The organism is Streptomyces sp. NPDC094143 (genome assembly GCF_040303825.1).
GTDB lineage: Bacteria > Actinomycetota > Actinomycetes > Streptomycetales > Streptomycetaceae > Streptomyces.
Window position 1 is genome coordinate 22,165 of sequence record NZ_JBEOTZ010000005.1, and the last position, 19,604, is coordinate 41,768.

At 73.8% G+C, this 19,604-nt stretch carries 18 protein-coding genes and 1 pseudogene; 14 read left to right on the top strand and 5 right to left on the bottom strand.

The genetic code is table 11. The features are described from left to right. Positions 1-155 precede the first annotated feature (155 nt). From ABTZ58_RS08155 to ABTZ58_RS08200, 10 genes and pseudogenes are all read left to right on the top strand, one after another. Positions 156-1,802, top strand: a pseudogene (locus ABTZ58_RS08155) (LuxR C-terminal-related transcriptional regulator); the annotation flags it as partial. Between the two features lie 192 nt (positions 1,803-1,994). Then, a complete protein-coding gene (locus ABTZ58_RS08160; protein WP_351351930.1) occupies positions 1,995-3,290 on the top strand; it encodes an RsbRD N-terminal domain-containing protein in 1,296 nt (431 codons plus the stop codon). 307 nt (positions 3,291-3,597) lie between these two features. Beyond that, positions 3,598-4,458 (top strand): ABC transporter ATP-binding protein, encoded by an 861-nt coding sequence (locus ABTZ58_RS08165; protein WP_351351933.1) that lies wholly within the window; start codon positions 3,598-3,600, stop codon positions 4,456-4,458. Further along, positions 4,455-5,255 carry an ABC transporter ATP-binding protein gene (locus tag ABTZ58_RS08170; protein ID WP_351351936.1) on the top strand — a complete coding sequence of 267 codons (801 nt, stop codon included), beginning with the start codon at positions 4,455-4,457 and terminating at the stop codon, positions 5,253-5,255. Before ABTZ58_RS08165 ends, ABTZ58_RS08170 begins: the two co-directional genes overlap by 4 nt. After that, complete coding sequence (locus ABTZ58_RS08175; RefSeq protein ID WP_351351939.1) at positions 5,252-6,151, top strand: branched-chain amino acid ABC transporter permease; 900 nt, start codon at positions 5,252-5,254, stop codon at positions 6,149-6,151. Before ABTZ58_RS08170 ends, ABTZ58_RS08175 begins: the two co-directional genes overlap by 4 nt. Further along, the gene (locus ABTZ58_RS08180) at positions 6,144-7,286 is read left to right on the top strand and encodes a branched-chain amino acid ABC transporter permease (protein ID WP_502996029.1); all 1,143 of its coding nucleotides are present in this window, start codon (positions 6,144-6,146) and stop codon (positions 7,284-7,286) included. Before ABTZ58_RS08175 ends, ABTZ58_RS08180 begins: the two co-directional genes overlap by 8 nt. Further along, complete coding sequence (locus ABTZ58_RS08185; protein WP_502996030.1) at positions 7,283-8,572, top strand: ABC transporter substrate-binding protein; 1,290 nt, start codon at positions 7,283-7,285, stop codon at positions 8,570-8,572. Before ABTZ58_RS08180 ends, ABTZ58_RS08185 begins: the two co-directional genes overlap by 4 nt. Before the next feature lie 562 nt (positions 8,573-9,134). Beyond that, positions 9,135-9,872, top strand: coding sequence for a GAF and ANTAR domain-containing protein (locus ABTZ58_RS08190; RefSeq protein WP_502996031.1), 738 nt, complete (start codon positions 9,135-9,137; stop codon positions 9,870-9,872). A gap of 335 nt (positions 9,873-10,207) precedes the next feature. Then, a complete protein-coding gene (locus ABTZ58_RS08195; protein ID WP_351351942.1) occupies positions 10,208-11,023 on the top strand; it encodes a nucleotidyltransferase domain-containing protein in 816 nt (271 codons plus the stop codon). Between the two features lie 208 nt (positions 11,024-11,231). Beyond that, complete coding sequence (locus tag ABTZ58_RS08200) at positions 11,232-11,600, top strand: GvpU-like protein (RefSeq protein WP_351351945.1); 369 nt, start codon at positions 11,232-11,234, stop codon at positions 11,598-11,600. A 96-nt stretch (positions 11,601-11,696) separates the two neighbouring features. Here ABTZ58_RS08200 and ABTZ58_RS08205 read toward each other — a convergent pair whose 3' ends face one another. Next, a complete protein-coding gene (locus ABTZ58_RS08205) occupies positions 11,697-12,725 on the bottom strand; it encodes a saccharopine dehydrogenase NADP-binding domain-containing protein (protein ID WP_351351948.1) in 1,029 nt (342 codons plus the stop codon). A gap of 111 nt (positions 12,726-12,836) precedes the next feature. On the opposite strand from ABTZ58_RS08205, the gene ABTZ58_RS08210 reads away from it, so the two are divergent. Continuing rightward, the gene (locus tag ABTZ58_RS08210; RefSeq protein ID WP_351351950.1) at positions 12,837-13,865 is read left to right on the top strand and encodes a helix-turn-helix domain-containing protein; all 1,029 of its coding nucleotides are present in this window, start codon (positions 12,837-12,839) and stop codon (positions 13,863-13,865) included. On the opposite strand, the gene ABTZ58_RS08215 is transcribed toward ABTZ58_RS08210, so the two are convergent. From ABTZ58_RS08215 to ABTZ58_RS08230, 4 genes are all read right to left on the bottom strand, one after another. Beyond that, the gene (locus tag ABTZ58_RS08215) at positions 13,847-13,990 is read right to left on the bottom strand and encodes a hypothetical protein (protein ID WP_502996032.1); all 144 of its coding nucleotides are present in this window, start codon (positions 13,988-13,990) and stop codon (positions 13,847-13,849) included. The two genes, ABTZ58_RS08210 and ABTZ58_RS08215, sit on opposite strands and share 19 nt — an antisense overlap. 12 nt (positions 13,991-14,002) lie before the next feature. Continuing rightward, positions 14,003-14,398: an STAS domain-containing protein gene (locus ABTZ58_RS08220; RefSeq protein ID WP_351351952.1), complete on the bottom strand. Its 396-nt coding sequence runs from the start codon at positions 14,396-14,398 to the stop codon at positions 14,003-14,005. A 683-nt stretch (positions 14,399-15,081) separates the two neighbouring features. Then, positions 15,082-15,252 carry a hypothetical protein gene (locus ABTZ58_RS08225; RefSeq protein WP_351351954.1) on the bottom strand — a complete coding sequence of 57 codons (171 nt, stop codon included), beginning with the start codon at positions 15,250-15,252 and terminating at the stop codon, positions 15,082-15,084. Between the two features lie 129 nt (positions 15,253-15,381). After that, on the bottom strand, positions 15,382-16,389 hold the full coding sequence (locus ABTZ58_RS08230; protein WP_351351957.1) for an amino acid ABC transporter permease: 1,008 nt from the start codon (positions 16,387-16,389) through the stop codon (positions 15,382-15,384). A 589-nt stretch (positions 16,390-16,978) separates the two neighbouring features. On the opposite strand from ABTZ58_RS08230, the gene ABTZ58_RS08235 reads away from it, so the two are divergent. From ABTZ58_RS08235 to ABTZ58_RS08245, 3 genes are read left to right on the top strand one after another with little or no spacing between them, the layout of a single operon-like run. Beyond that, positions 16,979-18,109: an LLM class flavin-dependent oxidoreductase gene (locus ABTZ58_RS08235; RefSeq protein WP_351351960.1), complete on the top strand. Its 1,131-nt coding sequence runs from the start codon at positions 16,979-16,981 to the stop codon at positions 18,107-18,109. Further along, positions 18,106-18,642: a GNAT family N-acetyltransferase gene (locus ABTZ58_RS08240; protein WP_351351963.1), complete on the top strand. Its 537-nt coding sequence runs from the start codon at positions 18,106-18,108 to the stop codon at positions 18,640-18,642. The genes ABTZ58_RS08235 and ABTZ58_RS08240 overlap by 4 nt, the downstream gene beginning before the upstream one ends. Beyond that, entirely contained in the window at positions 18,639-19,589 is a 951-nt protein-coding gene (locus ABTZ58_RS08245; RefSeq protein WP_351351966.1) for an ABC transporter substrate-binding protein, read from the top strand. The genes ABTZ58_RS08240 and ABTZ58_RS08245 overlap by 4 nt, the downstream gene beginning before the upstream one ends. The last annotated feature ends 15 nt before the right edge of the window (positions 19,590-19,604 follow it).

The following is a 19,604-nucleotide window of genomic DNA, read 5'->3' on the forward strand; positions in this document are numbered from 1 at the left end:
GCCGTGGGCGTCTCGCTGCGCGGACGTAAGCCTTCCGGTCTTCCTTACGCGCAAGTAACCTCCTTGGGGTGACGGGAGACAGAAGCTGGGTGCGCACGGCTCTCCGTGCGGGGAGCCCACTCGGACGGGACGCCGCCCGCCCGGCCGCCGAGACCCGCGGCCATGCCGAACTCGCCCGCGGCCGACGGCAGTTGTACGACGGGCCGGTGGGGGACGCCCGCGAGTCCCTGCTGCTGGCCGCGTCCCTGCTGGCCGCCGACGCCCCGGAGGGGGCGGAGGCCGCACGCCTCTTCGCCGCGGACGCGGCGTGGGCGTCGGGCGACGTCCTGGCCTGCCTGGCCACCCTCGACGGCACGGACACAGCGGGCCGGGCCTCCGGCCACGCCGCCACGGACACCGTCCCGACGGAACCCTCCGCAGGCCGGGACGACGCCTCGCCACTGACACGAGCCACCACGAACCCGCCCCCACGACCCGGCGCCGCGAACCTCGACGCCGCCCGCGGGGAGAACGACGGAGCAGGTCCGTACGGTGGCGGGCAAGGGCCTGCCGGCATGGGGCTCGGGCCTGTCGTCGGCGGGCCCGGTCCCGGATGGCCCCGGGATCCGGTCGTCCGGGACTACCGGGACGGGATGCGCGCCCTGCTCGCCCGGCGGCCCGAGGAGGCCGTCGGGCCGTTGCGGCGGGTGCTGGAGCGGGCGTGGGCCGACGGCCGGCCGGAGCGGCTGCTGCGTGCCGCCGCGGCTGCCCTGCTGCTCGGGGACGTCCACGCGGCCCGTTCCGCCGGGGCCCGCGCCCTCGCGGCCGCCCGCAACGCGGAGTGCGCCGCGTCCGAGGCGCGGGCCCTGGAGTACCTGGCCTACGGCGAACTGCGGGCCGGCCGCCACGCGCAGGCGCGCGGTCACGCGGAGGAGGGCGTGCGGGCGGCGCTGGCGGCCGGCCAGCGCAACACCGCCGCGAACCATCACGCGATGCTCGCCCTGGCCGCTTCGATCGAGGGCGACACCGCCGCCGTCTCCGGATACGCCGCTGCCGCCCTGCGCACCGCCCGCCGCCATGGCCTGGCCCAGGCGGCGACCCTGGCCGAGTGGGCCATCGCCCGCGCGGACCTGGCCCGCGGCCGCCCCCTGGACGCCGCCGACCGGCTCGGCCCGCTCGTCGGACCGGGCCCCCGGCGCGGGCACTTCGCCGTCTGGATGCTCGCCGTGCCCTGCTTCGTGGAGGCCGCGGTGCTGGCCGGGCAGCCGGAGGACGCCCGGGAGGTCGTCGCGGACCTCGCCCAGTGGGCGGCCTTCGGCGCCGACCCGCACGCGCCCGCCCAGCTCGCCCGCTGCCGCGCCCTGCTGGCCGCGGACGACGGCGAGGCCGACGACCTCTACCTGCGCGCCCTCGCCCTGCACGACGACTCGGGCGGCGACTTCGAGCGCGCCCGCACGGAGCTGCTGTACGGCAGGTGGCTGCGGCGGCGCCGCCGGCTGCGGGAGGCCCGTGCCCGGCTCGGGGCCGCCCTGGTCGGCTTCGAGCGCTGCGGCGCCGGCGCCTGGGCCGACCAGACGCGCGGCGAGCTGCGCGCCAACGGGGCCGCGTCCGCGACGGACCAGGCCGGCGGGCTTGCCCGGCTGACACCCCAGCAACTGCGCATCGCCCGCCACGTGGCCGAGGGCGCCACCAACCGGGAGGTGGCCCAGCGGCTGGCCGTCAGCACCCGCACGGTCGACTACCACCTGCGCAACGTCTTCGCCGTGCTCGGCGTGCGCTCCCGCGTGGAACTGGCCCGCCTGGTCGACCAGGAGAGCCGCTGAGCCCCCGCTGATCACCCCGGCCCCGTCGAGAAGAGTGCCGCACACCTCTGGGGACCGACCGGACGGTATGCCATTCTTCGGAGCAGGACCGTAGGGGTGACGAGGGCCGTCCGCGCAGCGCACCCACCGGACGCCCCCGTGCCCGGGCGGCGCCGGGCGCCGCCGGGAGGCCGAAGTTGGGGGAGGACCGCGATGCATCCTGCCGCACGCACACGCACGACGTTCCGCACCGGGCCGGCGCCCGTTCCGCAGCCGCGGACACGGCGGATCCGGTCGCTGATCGACGCCGACGCGCTGCGCGTCCTGCACCGGGCGGCCCGCGTCCTGCTCGACGAGCTGCCGGAGCTGACGGACCGGCTGCTGGTGATCCTGCGCGAGCAGGAACCGGCGTACCGGACCGTGCTGGACAACGACCACGCCGCCACCTGGCAGGAGACCCACCGTTCCCTGCGGCACAGCGTGACCTCGCTGCTCGACCCGCGCGGCACCCGCGAGGCCGCCCACCGCTGCACCTGGCGGATCGGTGCCACCCGGGCCGAGCAGGGGCTGCCGCTGGACGCTCTGCTGCACGCGTTCCGGCTGGGCGGGTCCCTGGTGTGGCAGCGGCTGGTCGAGGAGACCGCCCGCGCGGAACCCGATGACATCCGCCTGCTGGTGCACGTGGCCACCGACGTCTGGAACTTCGTCGACGAGCACTGCACCCTGGTGGCCGACGCCTACCGGCAGACCGAACGGCAGCTCGCCTGGCGGCGCGAGAACCGGGTGCGCCTGCTGGCGGCGGCCCTCCTGGACGGCACCAGCCGGATCGCCGACCTGCCTGAGACCGCCGACGGACTGGGCCTGCCGGAGCACGGCCGGTACGTCGTCGTCGCGGTCGCCGGCGTCCGGCCGCAGGGGCCCACCGGACTGCGGACCCACGTCCGCGCCACCGGCACGAGCGCGTACTGGCACCCGGGCGCGGAGGCGGACTACGGCATCGTCCTGGTCGGGGAGGCGGTGGACGGGCAGGACGACCGGGACCCCGCGGCGGTACTCGAACTGCCCGGCGACGGCGCGACCGCCGGATGCCGCATCGGCGTCGGCGGCGCCGTGACGGGACTGGCCTCGGTCGGCGAGGCCCGGCGCCTGGCCGACCTGGCGCTGGGCCTCTGTCCGCCCGAGGGCGGCACGGTCAGGCTCGCCGAGCACCTGCCCCAGGCCCTGGTGATCTCCTGCCCGGAGCTCGGCGCGGCCCTCACCGAGCGGGTGCTCGGGCCGCTGCTGCGGCTGGAACCCGCCGACCGGGACGTCCTGCTGGACACCCTGGTCGCCTGGTTCGACTCCGAGGGGTCCGCCCAGCGCGCCGGTGAACGGCTGTACTGCCACCGCAACACCGTCCTGAACCGGCTGCGCCGCTGCGAGCAGCTCATCGGCCGCTCCCTGGCCCGCCCGCTCGACGTGGTCGACATCAGCCTCGCGCTGACGGCACGCCGCCTCCTGCGTGACTGACGACCCGCACGGCACCCGACCGCACCCGCGCCGCCGACTCCCGCGCGGGTGCCGCGAAGCCGTGCCCGGCGCCGGACACGGCAGTGGCGCGCCCGGACCGGCGCCGCCACCGGCCGGACGGGGGCGGTCGTAGGCCGGACGGGGGCCGCGTCCGGCCCTGGGCAGCCGCACAGTCCGCGCCGACCCGCGTTGGGACCGCGCAGCCACCCGGCCCGAACACCTGTACCGCGCGTCCGCGCCCGTGCTGTCGTGGGCTGCCCTTCCCCCGAAGCAGCCGTGCCCGACGGCACGGACCCGAGGAGCCGTGATGCCCGAAGCACCACCGGACGAAGAGCCCGCCCTGTGTGTCGAGGGCCTCGACGTGACCTACGGCCGCGCCGTGTCCGCCCTTCGCTCCGTGACCCTGACCGTCCCGCACGGAACGGTCGTCGCCCTCCTCGGCGCCAACGGCGCGGGCAAGACGACCCTGCTGCGGGCGGTGTCGGGCACCCTGCGCCTGCACCGCGGCGCGATCACGGCCGGGCGTATCCGCTACGGCGGCACGGAACTCGACGGACGCGACCCGGTCGCCGCGGTGCGCGCCGGAGTCGTCCAGGTGCCCGAGGGGCGCCGGGTCTTCGCCGGCCTCACCGTCGACGAGAACCTGCGCACCGGCGGCCTCGGCCTCGGACGGCGCCGCCCGGACCAGGTCGCGCAGGCCCGCGACCGGGTCTTCACGCTCTTCCCGCGCCTCGGCGAACGCACCCGGCAGGCCGCCGGACTGCTCTCCGGCGGTGAGCAGCAGATGCTCGCCATCGGCCGGGCCCTGATGGCCGCGCCGCGCCTGCTGCTGCTCGACGAACCCTCCCTGGGCCTCGCCCCGCAGATGGTCCACCGGATCGCCGAGGTCGTCCGCGAGATCAACGCCCAGGGCACCGCGGTCCTGCTCGTCGAGCAGAACGCCGGCATGGCGCTGTCCCTCGCCGACACCGCCCACGTCCTGGAGGTCGGTGAGGTCCGGCTCTCCGGTCCGGCCGGCGAACTCGCCCGCACGGACGCCGTGAAGCGGCTGTACCTGGGCGAGACCACCGAAGGCACCGCGACCACCACCACCGATACACCCGTGACCACCGAAGGCACCGACACCGCGCGGACCGCCGGAAGAACCGAGGGGCAGGGAGCCGCGTGACCGTCCGCGCCACCGCACCACCCGAACTCACCGTGACGGACGTGACCGTCCGGTTCGCCGGGCTCACCGCCCTGGACACGGTGTCCTTCACCGTCGCCCCGGGCTCCGTCCACGCGCTCATCGGGCCCAACGGGGCGGGCAAGTCCACCTGCTTCAACGTCCTGTCGGGGCTGTGCCGCCCGGCCGCCGGCACCGTACGCCTCGGCGACGCCGACCTCACCCGTCTCGCCCCGCACCGCATCGCCGCCCTCGGCGTCGCCCGCACCTTCCAGAACATCGTCACCACGCAGGGCACGGTCGCCGACAACCTGATGCTCGGCCGCCACGCCCTGTCCCGGGCCGGCTTCACCGCCAGCGCCCTGCGCCTGCCGCACGCGCGGCGCGAACAGCGCGCCCACCTCGACCGGGCCCGCGAGATCGCCGAACTCACCGGCCTAAGCGCGCACTTCGACCACCCCGTGGCCCTCCTCTCCTACGGCGACCGCAAGCGCGTGGAGTTCGCCCGCGCCCTCTGCCTGGAGCCCAGCGTCCTGCTGCTCGACGAGCCGGTCGCCGGGATGAACGCGGCCGAACGCGCCCGCACGGTGGAGGTCGTGCACGCCGTACGCGCCGAACTCGGCCTGTCCGTCGTGCTGGTGGAGCACGACATGGGCCTGGTGATGCGGCTCGCCGACGAGGTCACCGTCCTCGACTTCGGCCGCGCCATCGCCCACGGCACGCCGGACCAGGTCCGCCGCGACCCGGAGGTGCTCCGCGCCTACCTCGGCACCGGCGCGGCAACGGAGGACGCGGCATGACGACCTTCCTGGACAACGTCTTCAACGGACTCGCCCTCGGCGCGGTCTACGCCCTGGTCGCCCTCGGCTTCGTCATCATCTTCAAGGCCTCCGGCGTGATGAACTTCGCCCACGGTTCGCTGCTCCTGCTCGGCGGCTACCTCACCGCCGTCCTCCACGACGACCTCGGCTTCGCCGGCGCCCTGGCCCTGTCCGTCCTGGTGACCGCGGCCGTGGCCGGCGCCATGGACCGCTTCCTGCTCCAGGCCGGCGGCCGGGCGGACCCGCACACCGCCCACGTGCAGACCATCGTCACCATCGGCGTCGACATCCTCATCCTCACCGACCTGTCACGGCGCATCGGCGGCGACCTGCTCTCCCTCGGCGACCCCTGGGGCGACTCGGTCAGCGGGCTGGGGCCGGTGACCGTCGCGGACAGCCGCATCGCCGCGATCGTCGTCTCCGCCCTGGTCATCGCCGGTGTCTTCGCCCTCTTCCGGTACACCTCATGGGGCCTGTCCCTGCGCGCCTCGGCCGAGGACGTCGAGGCGGCCGCCCTGATGGGCGTACGGCTGGTGCGCATCCGCATGCTCGCCTGGTGCCTGGCCGGAGCGCTCGCGGCCCTGGCGGCGGTCTTCCTCGCCGCGTTCCCCGCGCCCGGCCTGGAACGCACCACCGGCCAGATCGCCCTCAAGGCGTTCCCGGCGGCGATCCTCGGCGGCATGGCCTCGCCGCCCGGCGCCCTCGCGGGCAGCCTGCTGATCGGCATGACGGAGGCGCTCGTCGCCGGCTACCAGTCCGATCTGCACGTCCTCGGGGAGGGCTTCGGCGACGTCGCCCCCTACGCGGTGATGGTGCTGGTGCTGCTGGTGCGGCCCACGGGCCTGTTCGGCGGGAAGGCGGCGGTCCGTGTCTGACCGGCTCCCCGGAACCCGTACCGGTGCCGCACGCCTCGGCTGGACCGTCGCGGCCGTCGTCGTCCTGTGTGCGCTGCCCTTCTACCTGGACGCGTTCTGGCTGCGCATCGGCCTGTTCTCGATGGCGGCCGCCGTCGGCGCGGTCGGCCTCGGCCTGCTGTCCGGCACGGCGGGCCAGCTCTCCCTCGGCCACGCCTTCTTCCTCGCCGTCGGCGCCTACGGCTACGTCTGGCTGGCCGGTGAGCCCGGGCCGGGGCTGCCGACCGCCGTGGCCGCCGTGCTCGCCGTCCTGCTCGCCGGAGCGGCCGGCGGACTGTTCAGTCCCGTCGCCGGCCGGGTGCGCGGTGTCTACCTCGGCGTCGCCACCCTGGCCCTGGTCTTCATCGGCCACCACGTGCTGCTCACGGCGGACTCCGTCACCGGCGGATTCAACGGCCGCTCCGTGCCGCCGCTGGAACTGGGCGGCTTCTCCTTCTCCGCCGACTCCGAACTGACCCTGCTGGGCGTGCCGTTCGGCGCCGAGGAGCGGCTGTGGTACCTGGGGCTCGCCCTGTTCGCGGTCACCTGGTTCACCGCCCGCGGGCTGCTCCGGGGCCGTCCCGGACGCGCGCTGGTGGCCCTGCGCGACAGCGAGACCGCCGCCGCCGTCATGGGCGTGGACGTCTCCCGCTACCGCTCGGCCGCCTTCGTCGTCTCGTCGATGTACGCCGGCCTCGCCGGGGTGATGATCGCCCTCTCGTTCCGCCGCGTGGTGCCCGACTACTTCGGCCTCGTGCTGTCGGTCGACTATCTCGCCATGATTGTCATCGGCGGCCTGGGTTCGGTCGCCGGAGCCACCGCCGGCGCCGTCTTCGTCACCGCGCTGCCCCTGCTGATGACCCGCTACGCCGACCAGCTCCCCCTCGTGACCGCCCCCGGCACCACCGGCGGCACGGTCGGCCCCACCGAGGCCGCCCGCTACCTGTACGGAGCGGCCATCGTCCTGATCCTGCTGTTCGCCCCCGACGGGCTGCACGGCCTGGTCCGCCGTCTGCGCGCCCGCGTGAGCCGCCGGCCCGCCCCACCCCCCACGGCCGGCACCTCGCCGACACCTTCACCCGCGCCGTCCGCACGAGCCAAGGAGCCCACCCCGTGACCTCCACGCACCACCACACGCCCCGCGTACGCCCCAGGACGCTCCTGGCCGCGGCCCTCGCGGCCCTGCTGCTCGCCGCGACCGGATGCAGCTCCAAGGCGGACTCCGCCAAGAGCACCGGCGACGGCGCCGACGGCGTCAAGGCCGGGCCAGGCGTGACCGACAAGGTCATCAGGCTCGGCGCCCTCACGGACCTCACCGGCCCCTACGCCACCCTCGGCAAGAGCATCGTGCAGGCCCAGCAGATGTGGGCGGACGAGGTCAACGCCCGCGGCGGGATCTGCGACCGGCGCGTCGAGATCGTCGTCAAGGACCACGGCTACGACGTCCAGAAGGCCGTCACCGCCTACGCCGACCTGTCCACGGATGTCGTGGCGCTGCCCCAGGTCATCGGCTCGCCCGTGATGGCCGCGCTGCTCGACGACATCGAGCGGGACAAGGTGCTCACCTTCCCGCAGGCCTGGGCCGCCTCCCTGCTCGGCCGGGACGCCGTCCAGGTCCTGGGCACCACCTACGACATCGACATGATCGCCGCGGTCGACTTCCTCACCCGCGCCAAGGGTCTGAAGAAGGGCGACACGATCGGTCACGTCTACTTCGAGGGCGACTACGGCGCGAACGCGCTCGAAGGCGCGCAGTGGGCCGGGAAGAAGGCCGGCCTGAAGGTCGTGGGACAGAAGATCAAGGCAACGGACACCGATCTGTCCGCGCAGGTCTCCGCGCTGCGCAAGGAGGGCGTGAAGGCGATCCTGATCAGCGCCGGACCGGCCCAGACCGCGTCCCTGGTCGGAGTCGCGGCCTCACGCGGCCTGAAGGTGCCCGTCGTCAGCAGCGCCCCCGGCTACGCCCCGCAGCTGATGAAGACGCCGGCCGCCCCCGCCCTCACCGCCCTGCTCAACGTGGTCAGTGCCGCGCCCGCGGTCAGCTCCGACCTGCCCGGGGTGCGCAAGATGGTCGCCTCCTACCAGAAGAAGTACCCGGGCTCCCTCGTCGACTCCGGCGTGCTGTCCGGCTACAACGCGGCGCAGCTGACCGGCAACGACCTGAAGAAGGCCTGCGAGAACGGCAGCCTCGCCCGCGAGGACGTGGTCAAGGCCCACCGCTCCCAGTCCGCGGTCGACGTCGGCCTCGGCACCGCGCAGAACTTCTCCGACAAGGCGCAGCCGGCGAGCACCTCGACGTACGTGCACAAGCCGGACGCCAAGGCGGTCGGCGCGGCGGTGAACGTGGAGGACGCGCACACCGCGCCGGGCGTCAAGGAGTACCTCGCCTCCCGGACCTCATGACCGGAAGGCCCCCCGCACGGCGGCCGCGGGAAGACCCCCGCGGCCGCCGGAGCCAAGCCCGCACCGGGACGGCCCGGTGGCCACGGCCCGCGGCCCACAGCCCCGCGATGGCGTTCCACCGTTTCCCGGCCTCGTCGTCCGTGTCGACGCACAGCGGCCGTTCGCCCACGTCTACTGCCGCCCGGTGGCCGAGAGATCGAGGACCGCATGTACGCGGCCGCACACCGCACCCGGCAAGCCCGCCGAGCACGGCACCGAGCACGGCACCGAGCACGGCACCGAGCGCTGCGGAACAGCGTTCCGACGTCGGTCGGGGTGCCGGGCACCCGCTCGATCCGCTGCACCCGCGGGCTGAACTGCGGAGCGTTGCGGCCGTCGGCGAGGTACTCGAACGCCGTAGCGACGTGGCGACCTACGTGACCGCCGGGCGGCACGCGAGGCGGCAGTGTGCCGGGTGCCGCGATCCGGGCGGCTGCGCGAGCGGGGCGTAGGGTGGTCGGAGAGGCCTGGCCCACGGCACGACGCCTACGAGGGGGCCGCCGGCCACCTGGAGGAGCACGCTGTGACCTCTGACAACGCACACGACAACGCCTCCGCGAGCGCTTCCGTCATGGAGTGGCTCCTGGAGACGGATTCGCTGGAGGACTTCCTGCAGTCCCTGGCCGAGGCAGCGCTAAAGCTCTCCCCGGCCGAGGGAACCGGCGTGACGGTCGAGCGCGATCACCGGCCCGTCACCGTGGCCAGCGCGGGACCGCCGGCCCCCAAACTGGACGAGAGGCAGTACGGCCAGGACGACGGCCCATGTCTCCAGGCCGCCCGTACCGGCGAGGAAATCTTCGTCCGGGACATGCTCACGGAGAAGCGCTGGGGCGACTACCCGGCCTACGCGGCGGCCTGCGGGATCCGCTCCTCCGTCTCCCTGCCGATCGCCGCCCGGACGCATACCGTCGGGGCGCTGAACCTCTACGGCGGCCCGGCCCACGCGTTCGACGACGCGGATCTGGGCGCACTGCGTTCCCTGGCCGCGCAGGCCACCGGGGCGATCGCCCTGGCGCAGCGCATCGCCGACGCGGAGGCGTTCGCCGAGCAGATGCAGCGGGCCATGCAGTCCCGCGGCGTCATCGACCAGGCCATGGGAGTGGTCATGGGTCAGCGCGGCTGCACCGCGGACGAGGCCTTCGCCATCCTGCGCTCCGCCTCGCAGCACCGGAACATCAAACTCCGTGACCTGTGCACCGAGTTGATCACCAACCTCACCGGCCGCTCCCCGGGCAACCCCGACCTGCGCCACCGTCCCTGACGCGCCGCGAGCGCGGCGGCCGCCCGCGCGCTGTGCGCGAGACAGCCGGTGGAACGCACCCTGTGCACCGCCGCCGCCCAGCGCGTCCCGGTCACGGCGGTGGGCGGTCCGTACGACCTCCATGGCGCCGGCACGCCCACCACCGCGCTCAGCCGGTCGGATCCCGGCGCGCCCGGCCAGGTCTCACGTCCTCGATCCCACACCCCGAGCCGGCGTCGCGCTCGCCGTTCTCCGGCCGGTCGCCGGGCCGGGCCGGCCGCGCGCGGGGCGGGCCGGCCGCGCGCGGGGCGGTAATCCGGTCGCGGGCGCCGCTCCACCTTTGCTACCTGTGGGACGTGGAGAGATTGACGGAGATCGCGCGACGGCTGACCGGGGTCGCCGGTGTCGTCGCGGTGTGCCTGGGCGGCAGTCGGGCGAGCGGAACGCACCGGCCCGATTCCGACTTCGACCTGGGCCTGTACTACCGGCCACCCCTGGACACGGCCGCCCTGCGCGCGCTCGCCGCCGAGCTGACCGGCGAACCGACGGAGGTGACCGAACCGGGCGGCTGGGGCCCCTGGGTGGACGGCGGCGGCTGGCTGACCGTCGACGGCCGTCGCGTCGACTGGATCTACCGGGACCTCGACCGCGTCCACCGCGTCTGGCGTGAGTGCCGCGCCGGGCACTTCGAGATCGGTGCCCAGCCCGGCCACCCCCTGGGGGTGTACTCCCACGCCTACGCCGGCGAGGTGGCCCTCGGGCGGATCCTCGCCGACCCCCGCGGCGAGCTGCGGGCCCTGCAGGAGCAGACCCGGCTCTACCCCGAGCCGCTGCGCGACGCGCTCATCGGCAACGCGCGCTGGGAGGCGCCGTTCATCCTGGCCGCCGCCCGCAAGGGAGCGGCCCGCGGCGACGTCTTCTACGTGACCGGCTGCCTCTTCCGGGCGGTCGGACTGCTCGTCCACGCCCTGCACGCCCATGCCGGGCGCTGGGTGCTCAACGAGAAGGGGGCGGTCGGCGCCGCGGGAGGACTCGCCGCCGCCCCTGCCGACTTCGCCGGGCGCGCGCATGCCCTGTTCGCGTCGCCCGGCACCACACCGGACACACTCGTCGCCGTGCTCGACGACGCCGACGTCCTGGTGGCGGAGGTGTGCCGTGCGATCGGCCGGTGACCAGGGCCTGCGGAGTTCCGCGGATCCGGGTTCAGCCGAACCGGAGGATGCGTTGCCGTGACCGTGTTCCGGGGAGTCGCCCTCTCCGGGGACGAGCGGCGGTGTGCTGCCCGGCCGGCGGTGACTCGGGTCACATGCGCGACTCGATGGGCCCCGCAGTGCGGGGGCCCGAGCCGCCCGTGCCGGCGAGTGCATAAGATTCGATCCCATGTCGAAGCCTGACGAGCTGATCGTTGCCATCGCCTCCCTCGTGGAGTCCGGGCAGAGCAATCAGATGTCCCTGACGGTGGTCACCGGCGGTGCCGTCATCACCGGTCGCCTGGCCCCCGAAGCCGTGTGGAGGCAGCGGGTGTCGGAGGTGCTGACGGACTCCGCCCATCTGGGCGAGTTCTCCGCTGCTTTCGAGGTCTCCGAGAAGAAGGACGGGCCGCCCACACATCTGCACTTCCATGTCGCCCGGATCCTTCAGGGCGCCGTGGGCATCCCGGAAACGGGCGGAATGTACCGCGTCGCGATCGACGACGTCAGCGCATGGACGGTGGGTGACTTCAGCTACTCCGACCAATTGACCCGCTGACCCACTGAGCCGCCGCCGCGCGAGGAGCGGCACGGCACACGATGGGCGCCCGGCCGGCACGCACCGGCCGGGCGCTCGCCATGCGGTGTGAACGCCCTACCGGGGCAGGTCCACCTCGATGTGCCGGGACAGCGCGCGCAGGAAGTCGGGCGCGTCGAAGACCTCCCCGGCACAGACGACACCGACCGCACGGGTCCGTCCAGTGAGCACACGGTCGAGGGCCTCCACGACGAGGGGCGCGGTGACGGCGTAGATGTCCCGGCCACGGGCCACGGCACGCCGTTCGGCACCGCCCGCGCGGACGACGACGTCGACCAGGAAGGTCTGAGCGGACCGCCCGTGCTCGTCGGCCGGGGCCGGCGCCGGGGTGTCCGGGGCCGCGATGTCGCGGGCCGCCTCGACCGTCATGTAGGTGCTCACGGCGGGGATCGCCAGATGGCTGGGGATGGTGACGACGTCGGCCATCGTGAACTCCCCGATGACGGCACGCGGGCCCATCGGCCGCGGGAAGGCCCACTCCAGGGTCGGCGGGGCGTCCTCGCGGTACTCCAGGCGTCCGCCGCTGTAGCGGATCCGCCGGCCGTCGCGGCGCCGTCGGGAGACCGCCCCCGACGTGCGGGTGCCCTCGGTGGGGTGCCAGCTGTTCAGCCCGTAGGCGATGTGCGCCTCGTCCGCCGAGGCCCAGTCGCCCATCGCGGCGGTGGCCAGCAGGTCGCCGAGGCCGCCGAAGAAGGCCATCGCCGGGACGACGACCGCCTTCGCGTCCCGGGCCCGCTCCGCGAAGTGCGCGAACGTGTCGAGGTTGGCCTCGATCTCGGCGGCCACGTCCAGGTAGGGGATCCCGGCGCGCAGGGCCGCCTCGATCACCGGGGCGGCCGTCGCGGCGAAGGGCCCCGCGCAGTTGATCACGGCGGCGGTGCCGGCCAGCGCCCGGTCGAGCGAGGCCGCGTCGTCGGCGGAGGCAGCGCGGGCCTCCAGCCCGGTCTCGTGCGCCAGCGCCCCGAGCCGCCCGGCGTCGCGGCCGGAGAGAACCGGGACGAACCCCCGCTCGCGCAACTCCGCGACCACGAAACGCCCGGTGTGCCCGTACGCGCCGAACACCGCCACCATCTGGCCCGATCCCATGACTTCCCCCTGCACTCGACTGATCCGCCGGTCTTCGGCACCCCCCATCCTGGCCAAGCCCGGTCGCCCACCAGGAGTGTCCGGAACGCCACACCCCATACACTTCCGGACATGACCACTGTCGCGCTGGCCGTCACCGACGGCATGCTGCACTTCGAACTGGCCCTCGCCTGCGAGGTCTTCGGAGCCGGTGTGACCGGCGCGGACGGTTCCTGGTACCGCCTGTCGATCTGCGGGCCGGGCGCCGTGCGGGCCGGGCGTTTCCGCCTGGAGCCCGACCACGGGCTGGACCGTCTCGTCCACGCCGACACTGTCATCGTCCCCGGCTGGGCCGACATCGACCACGACCCGCCCGCCGAACTGGTCGAGGCGGTGCGGGCGGCCCACGAGGCGGGCGCCCGCGTGGCCTCCCTGTGCACGGGCGCCTTCGTGCTGGCCGCCGCGGGACTGCTGGACGGCAGGCGCGCGACCACGCATTGGGCACACACCGGGGAACTGGTCCGGCGCCACCCCCGGGTGAAGGTGGACCCGGACGTCCTGTACGTGGACGAGGGCAGCGTGCTCACCTCGGCCGGCAAGGCCGCTGCCATGGACCTGTGCCTGCACCTGGTCCGCCTCGACCACGGCTCGTCGGTCGCCAACACGCTGGCCCGGCGTCTGGTCGTACCGCCTCACCGGGACGGCGGCCAGGCCCAGTTCGTGACCACCCCCGTCCCGGCCCCGGACAACCACCCGCTCGCCGAACTCCTCCCCTGGGTGATCCAGCGGCTGGACCGCCCGCTCACCGTGGAGGACCTGGCGCGCCGGGCCGGGATGAGCTCGCGCCATCTGGGCCGCCACTTCAAGGCGGTGACGGGCACCAGTCCGCTGAAGTGGCTGCTGACCCAGCGCATCCGGCACGCGCAGGTGTTGCTGGAGACGACGGACGACACCGTCGACACCATCGCGACGGCCACCGGCATGGGCACCGCCACCACCCTGCGCCGGCACTTCAACCGCACGGTCGGCGTGCCACCCGACACCTACCGCCGTACGTTCCGCTCCCGTGGCCGTGACGAAGCCCCCGGCGCGCGAGGCGGGCCGTCGGCTCCGGGGCGGGGTCTCCCGCCGTCGCGCGAGGCTCAGGGCGACCGGGAGTAGCGGGAGTAGCGGGAGACGATCGCGCGGGAGAGCAGGGCGGTCTCCGGGTCGATGAGCGTGCGCCGGGTGGCATCGCTCGCGACGGCCCGATGACTTTCGGGCAGGGCGTCCCTCACCTCGCGCATGGCCGGGACGCGTCAGGCGCTTTCCGACTCGGCCGCGAGCCGCCGGCCGGGGGAGTGGGTCCCCGCCCTGAGCCGCCGGGCACGGGTGACGGCTTCCCCGAGTGCCGGCGTGATGGTCAGGACGGTGTCCAGGCCGAGCACGTCCATCCGCCGGCGCAGGCCTTCGTCGGGCACGGCAAGGACCAGAGCGCCGTCCGCGGTGTGCAGCCGCTGCCACAAGGCCAGCAGGACGGTGATGCCGCTGGAGTCGATGAAGCTGAGCGGTGAGGTGTCCAGGACGAGGTAGCGGCAGCCGTCGTCCAGCAGTCGATGGCCGGCGGTGCGCAGGTCGGAGCTGGTGAAGAAGTCGACGTCGTCCACGAGAGCGGCCACCGCCAGATCCCCGTCGCGTTCGATGAGCTGGAGCACGGTGTGTCTCCTAACGCGTGGGGCGGGGGTCGACGGACCCGACGGCAAGGGGACGGTGTTCATCGGCCGCCTGATTCCTAAGCGGGATGATCATTGTTGTTCCTAGGACAGGTGAGGGAATTTCCGGCTACTGATCGTTTCTGTCTCGTAATTTTCGCTTACCCATGGTGGCCGCCCTTGAGTGGCGATCGTCGTCACGCCCCGTCGCCGCAGGGGGGCCGCATGCCTCGGGCCATCCTGGCACGGAACGGGAGCCGGTCGCCGTGAATGGGGTCACGGCGCGGGCGGGCGCGGGCGCGGGCGATCAGGGCGGGCCGGTGCGGGGCGTGTCGTGCGGTGCGGCGACGCATCCGCGGCGGAGGTCCGCAGCCGGGAGGACGGCTGCCGCGTCGCCGGGGGGCGTGCGCGGCGAGGCCCCCTTGCGCACCGGGTACGGCGAGATGCCGGTCGGTACCGTCCACGGCGTCCCTCGGACGTCTCCGTCACGCCCGGCCGAGTCCGGGCGGCCGATGGCGCCGCCGACCTGACCGGCCGTGCCCGCGGGCACCCGCCGTCTCCGAACGCGCGCGAGCCGGGCCTGAACGCGCGCGAGCCGGTGTCTGATCGCACGCGAGCCGGTGTCTGATCGCTCACGAGCCGGGGCGGGACGCCCGGTGTGGCGTCCCGCCCCGACGCCGGCGGTCTCAGGGAGCTTCCGCGTCCCCGGCGGCCTCCGGCGGGGCGTCTTCCGTTCGGCCGTCGTCGCTCTCGGCGGCGCGGTCGCCGGGCTGTGTCCCTTCTTCCTCGGGGTGGACGTCCTTCTCTCCGGTGACTTGTTCCAGCGGAGAGGACAGATCACGGTCTGGGCTGCTCATCTCGGCTCCTTCCCTCTGACGGCCCGGGTGCCCCGCTGAGCGCATTCGACGAGTCGCGGCCCGGCCCGGCCTGCGGGAGAGGCGCTTGACCTCAAGGGTGAACCGGCCCTCCGCCTCCCTGGTACCCGCTCACCGGTCACCGCCGATCGCGGGGCGGGCGTCGGCGGCCGTCGCCGCGCTCAGGCGGGTGCGCACGGCGGAGAGCCGGCGCCGCGACCGCTGCAGCGGAGTGGGCGGCAGGGCGTGGGAGTCGCCCCGCGCGTAGTACCGCTCGACGTGGTACTGACCCACGCTGAGCACACTGGTGACCGCGATGTACCAGAGTGTGGCGACCATGAGCAACGGGATGACCTGGTACGTCTGGTTGTAGATCAGCTGCGTGGAGTACAGCAGGTCGTGCACGGCCAGCACGCTGACGATGCTGGTGCCCTTCAGGGTGCCGATCAGCATGTTCCCAGCGGTGGGCACGATGGAGCGCATCGCCTGGGGGATGACGACGCGGCGCAGCGTGCGGCGCCTGCTCAGGCCCAGCGCCTGCGCGGCCTCGGTCTGGCCGGAGTCGACGGAGAGGATGCCGCCCCGCACCACTTCGGCGGCGTAGGCGCTCTCGTGCAGGGTCAGGCCGATGACGGCGGTCAGGGTCGGACCGAGCAGGTCGACCGTCTTGACGGTGACGAACTCCGGGCCGAACGGGATGCCGAGCCCCAGCGTCGGGTAGAGGGCGCCGATGTTGAACCAGAACAGCAGCTGCACCAGCAGGGGAGTGGAACGGAAGATCCACACGTAACCCCAGCTCAGCGTGCGCAGCACCGGGTTGCCCGACAGGCGCAGCACCGCCAGCAGGGTGCCCAGCAGGAAGCCCAGCACCATGACCGCGCCGGTCAGCCACAAAGTCAGCAGCAGCCCGTCGAGCACCGCAGGGGTCGTGAAGTACCGCCCCACCACGGCCCATTGGAACGCCTCGTTGCGGACGACGGAGTGGAGCACCATGGCGGACACGAGCAGCGCGGCCGCAGCGGTGACCCAGCGGCCGGGGTGCCGGCGCGGCACGATCCGCGGAAGGCCGGAGGCGGAGACGCCGGTGCGCTGCGGCGGTGTCGTGGCGGGGGCGGACGTGACGTCGGACGGTGTGACCATGAGGAGGCTCTTCCGGGGGAGGGAGTCGCAGGCGTGGGTGACCACCCGGTGGGCGCGTGGTGCGGCGCAGCGGCACCACCGCTGCGCGGGCACGGCGCGCGGCCGGGAATCCGCGTCGTCACGAGCGCCGCGTCCCTCAACGCGGCCGGAGCGACCGCCGCGCGAGGCGGAGCCGTCCGCCGACGATCGTACGGTTCCGCGGCACGGATGTGTCAACAGCGCGTGGCCGGACCGGATCAGGCGGTCCGGCATCCGGGCGCTGCTTGACGGGAAGCACGTTGTACTGCTCAATTAATCGCATGAATGCCCAGCAGCGCTTGGTCTCGCGCGACCACATCGACTTCGGTCGGGTGTGGTCCGCGGCGTGTTGCGCCTGACTCGGCAGCGGGCCGTCTGACCGGCCCTTCCCTCCCTCGGTGACCCCGTCGCGGGCCGAGTTCCGCTCCTTGCGCGCGCTGCCGCACCCCAGCTTCTCCCGACGCACGGCGTCGTCACACCCACACCCTTTTCTGACGGTCAGTCATCTCTGCACTCACGCAGGGCGGTTCCGCCATGCCCGCGTGCGGTCGCTCCCGAAAGGGTCACTGTCATGCCCGTGGAATTCCTCGGCATCGCCGCCACCAACGACGGCTCCGAGACCACCCCGCGCTCCGGCGCCGCCTTCGACAAGGAGTACACGCTCCGGCTCGCCCGGGCCCATGAGGACCACGGCTGGGACCGGGTGCTGTTCGCCTACGGCTCCGGCTCGCCCGACCCGGCACCCGCCGCCGCGTACGTCGCGAGCAGGCTGGACCGGCTGCAGATCCTCCTCGCCCACCGGCCCAACGTCTCGTACCCGACCTTCGCCGCGAAGACCTTCGCCACCCTCGACCAGATCAGCGAGGGCCGGCTGACCGTCCACTTCATCACCGGCGGCAACGACCACGAACAGGCCCGCGAGGGCGACACCCTCACCAAGGACGAGCGCTACGCCCGCACCCGTGAGTACATCCGGATCGTCAAGAAGATCTGGACCACGCGCGAACCCTTCGACCACGAGGGCGAGCACTACCGCTTCCACGACTTCGTCAGCGATGTCCTCCCTGTCCAACAGCCGCGCCCGAAGGTCTCGTTCGGCGGTTCGTCGCCCGCCGCGTACGCCGCCGGCGGTGCCGAGGCCGACATCTACTGCCTGTGGGGCGAGCCGCTGGAGAGGACCGCCGAGCAGATCGAGGCCGTCAAGGCCGCGGCGCGGGCCGCCGGCCGCACCGACGTGCCGCGCATCCAGGTGGCGTTCCGCCCAATCATCGCCCCCACCGAGGAACTGGCCTGGGAGAAGGCACACCGCACCCTCGGCGCCATCCGGGAGCAGGGCGCGGCCGGGCTCAAGCGCCGCCACCGCACCGGCGCCCCGCAGAACACCGGCTCGCAACGGCTGGTCGCAATCGCCGAGGCGGGGGAGCGCTACGACCGTGCCCTGTGGACCCCCACGGCCGCCGCGACCGGCGGCGCGGGCAACTCCAACGCCCTGGTCGGCACCCCGGAGACGGTCGCGCAGGCCCTCCTCGACTACTACGACCTCGGCGTCGACATCCTCTCCGCCCGCGGCTACGACCTGCTGGACGACGCCGTCGACTTCGGCCGGTACGTGATCCCGATCGTGCGCGAGGAGGTCGCCAAGCGCGACGCCGGGCGGGCCGCGGGCGCGGAGCGGAGCCGGGCGGGGGTGGTGGGCGCGTGACCTCCGTGGCCCCCACACCGTCCCGTGCGGCGGACCTGGCCGTCGTGCACGTCCCGGTCTCCGACCGCCGGGTCAGACCCCTGCTGCGCGAACTCGGCCACGAGTACGCGACGCGCTACGGCAGGGACGCGCACACCGAGATCTCCCGATACCCCGACGAGGAGTTCACCCCGCCGCACGGCGGTCTCCTCCTGCTGCTGCTGGAACACGGCAACCCCGTCGCGGGCGGTGCCTTCCGCCGCTACGACGCCACCACCGCCGAGCTGAAACGGATCTGGACCCACTCCGCGCACCGCCGGCGCGGGCTCGCCCGGCGCGTGCTCGACGAGCTGGAACACGAGGCCGCCGCCCGCGGCTACCGGCGCCTCTACCTGACCACCGGGCCCCGCCAGCCCGAGGCGCGAGGTCTGTACCTCGCCACCGGCTACACACCGCTGTTCGACACCGCCGCCGACCCGGAGACCATCGGCCCGCTGCCGTTCGAGAAGCACCTGCCCGTCACCGCACCCACCGGAAAGGCCACCGACCTGTGAACGTCCCCGCTCTGAGCGGCCGGCTGCGCGGCATCGCCGCCCTCGCGCTGCTGCCGCTGCTCGCGCTCACCGCGTGCGGCTCCGGTGACGGCGGCACCGCGGCCGTCGGCGCCCAGGTCTCTCCGGCACCCACCGGCGACCCGGTCGCCTCCGTGCGCAAGGTGGACGCCGTCGCCGCCCTGCTGCCCGCCGACGTCCGCCGGTCGGGCACGCTGCGGGTGGGCAGTTCCATCGGCTTCCCGCCCGGGGCGTACTACCCGAACGGGCCGGACGAGGCGCCCGCGGGCCAGGACATCGACCTCACCGACGCCGTCGCCAAGGTCCTCGGCGTGCGCCTGCAGCGCCAGGACGCCTCCTTCGAGACGATCCTGCCCGCCCTCGGCAGTGGCAAGTACGACGTCGGCACCGGCAACTTCGGTGTCACCACCGAGCGGCTGAGAACCATCGACTTCGTCACCTACGTCAACGACGGCCAGGGCTTCGCCGTGAGGAAGGGCGACACCGCGCTGAAGAAGGTCACCGACCTCACCCAGCTGTGCGGACTGACCGTCGGCACCGGCGCCGGCACCACCTTCGAGACGACCCTCACCGCACACAAGGGGGTGTGCGCCAAGGCCGGGAAGAAGCCCTACGACGTGAAGGTGTACTCGGAGAACGCGGCGACCCTCACCGCACTCCAGCAGGGCCGCATCGACGTGATCATGTCGACCATCAACGGCCTGCGGTACCAGGCCTCGCAGCCCGCCGCGCGGACCACGTTCCTCGGCGAGTACCACCGCCTCGACGTCGGTTTCGCCTTCAAGAAGGGCTCCCCGCTCACCAAGGCCTTCCGGGCCGCCGTCAACGAGCTGATCAAGGACGGCACGTACGCCCGGATCCTGAAGAAGTGGGGCACCTCCGACTCCGCGATCGAGACGTCGCGGATCAACCCGCCCGAGCACGCATAAGAGTCGATCAGGAAC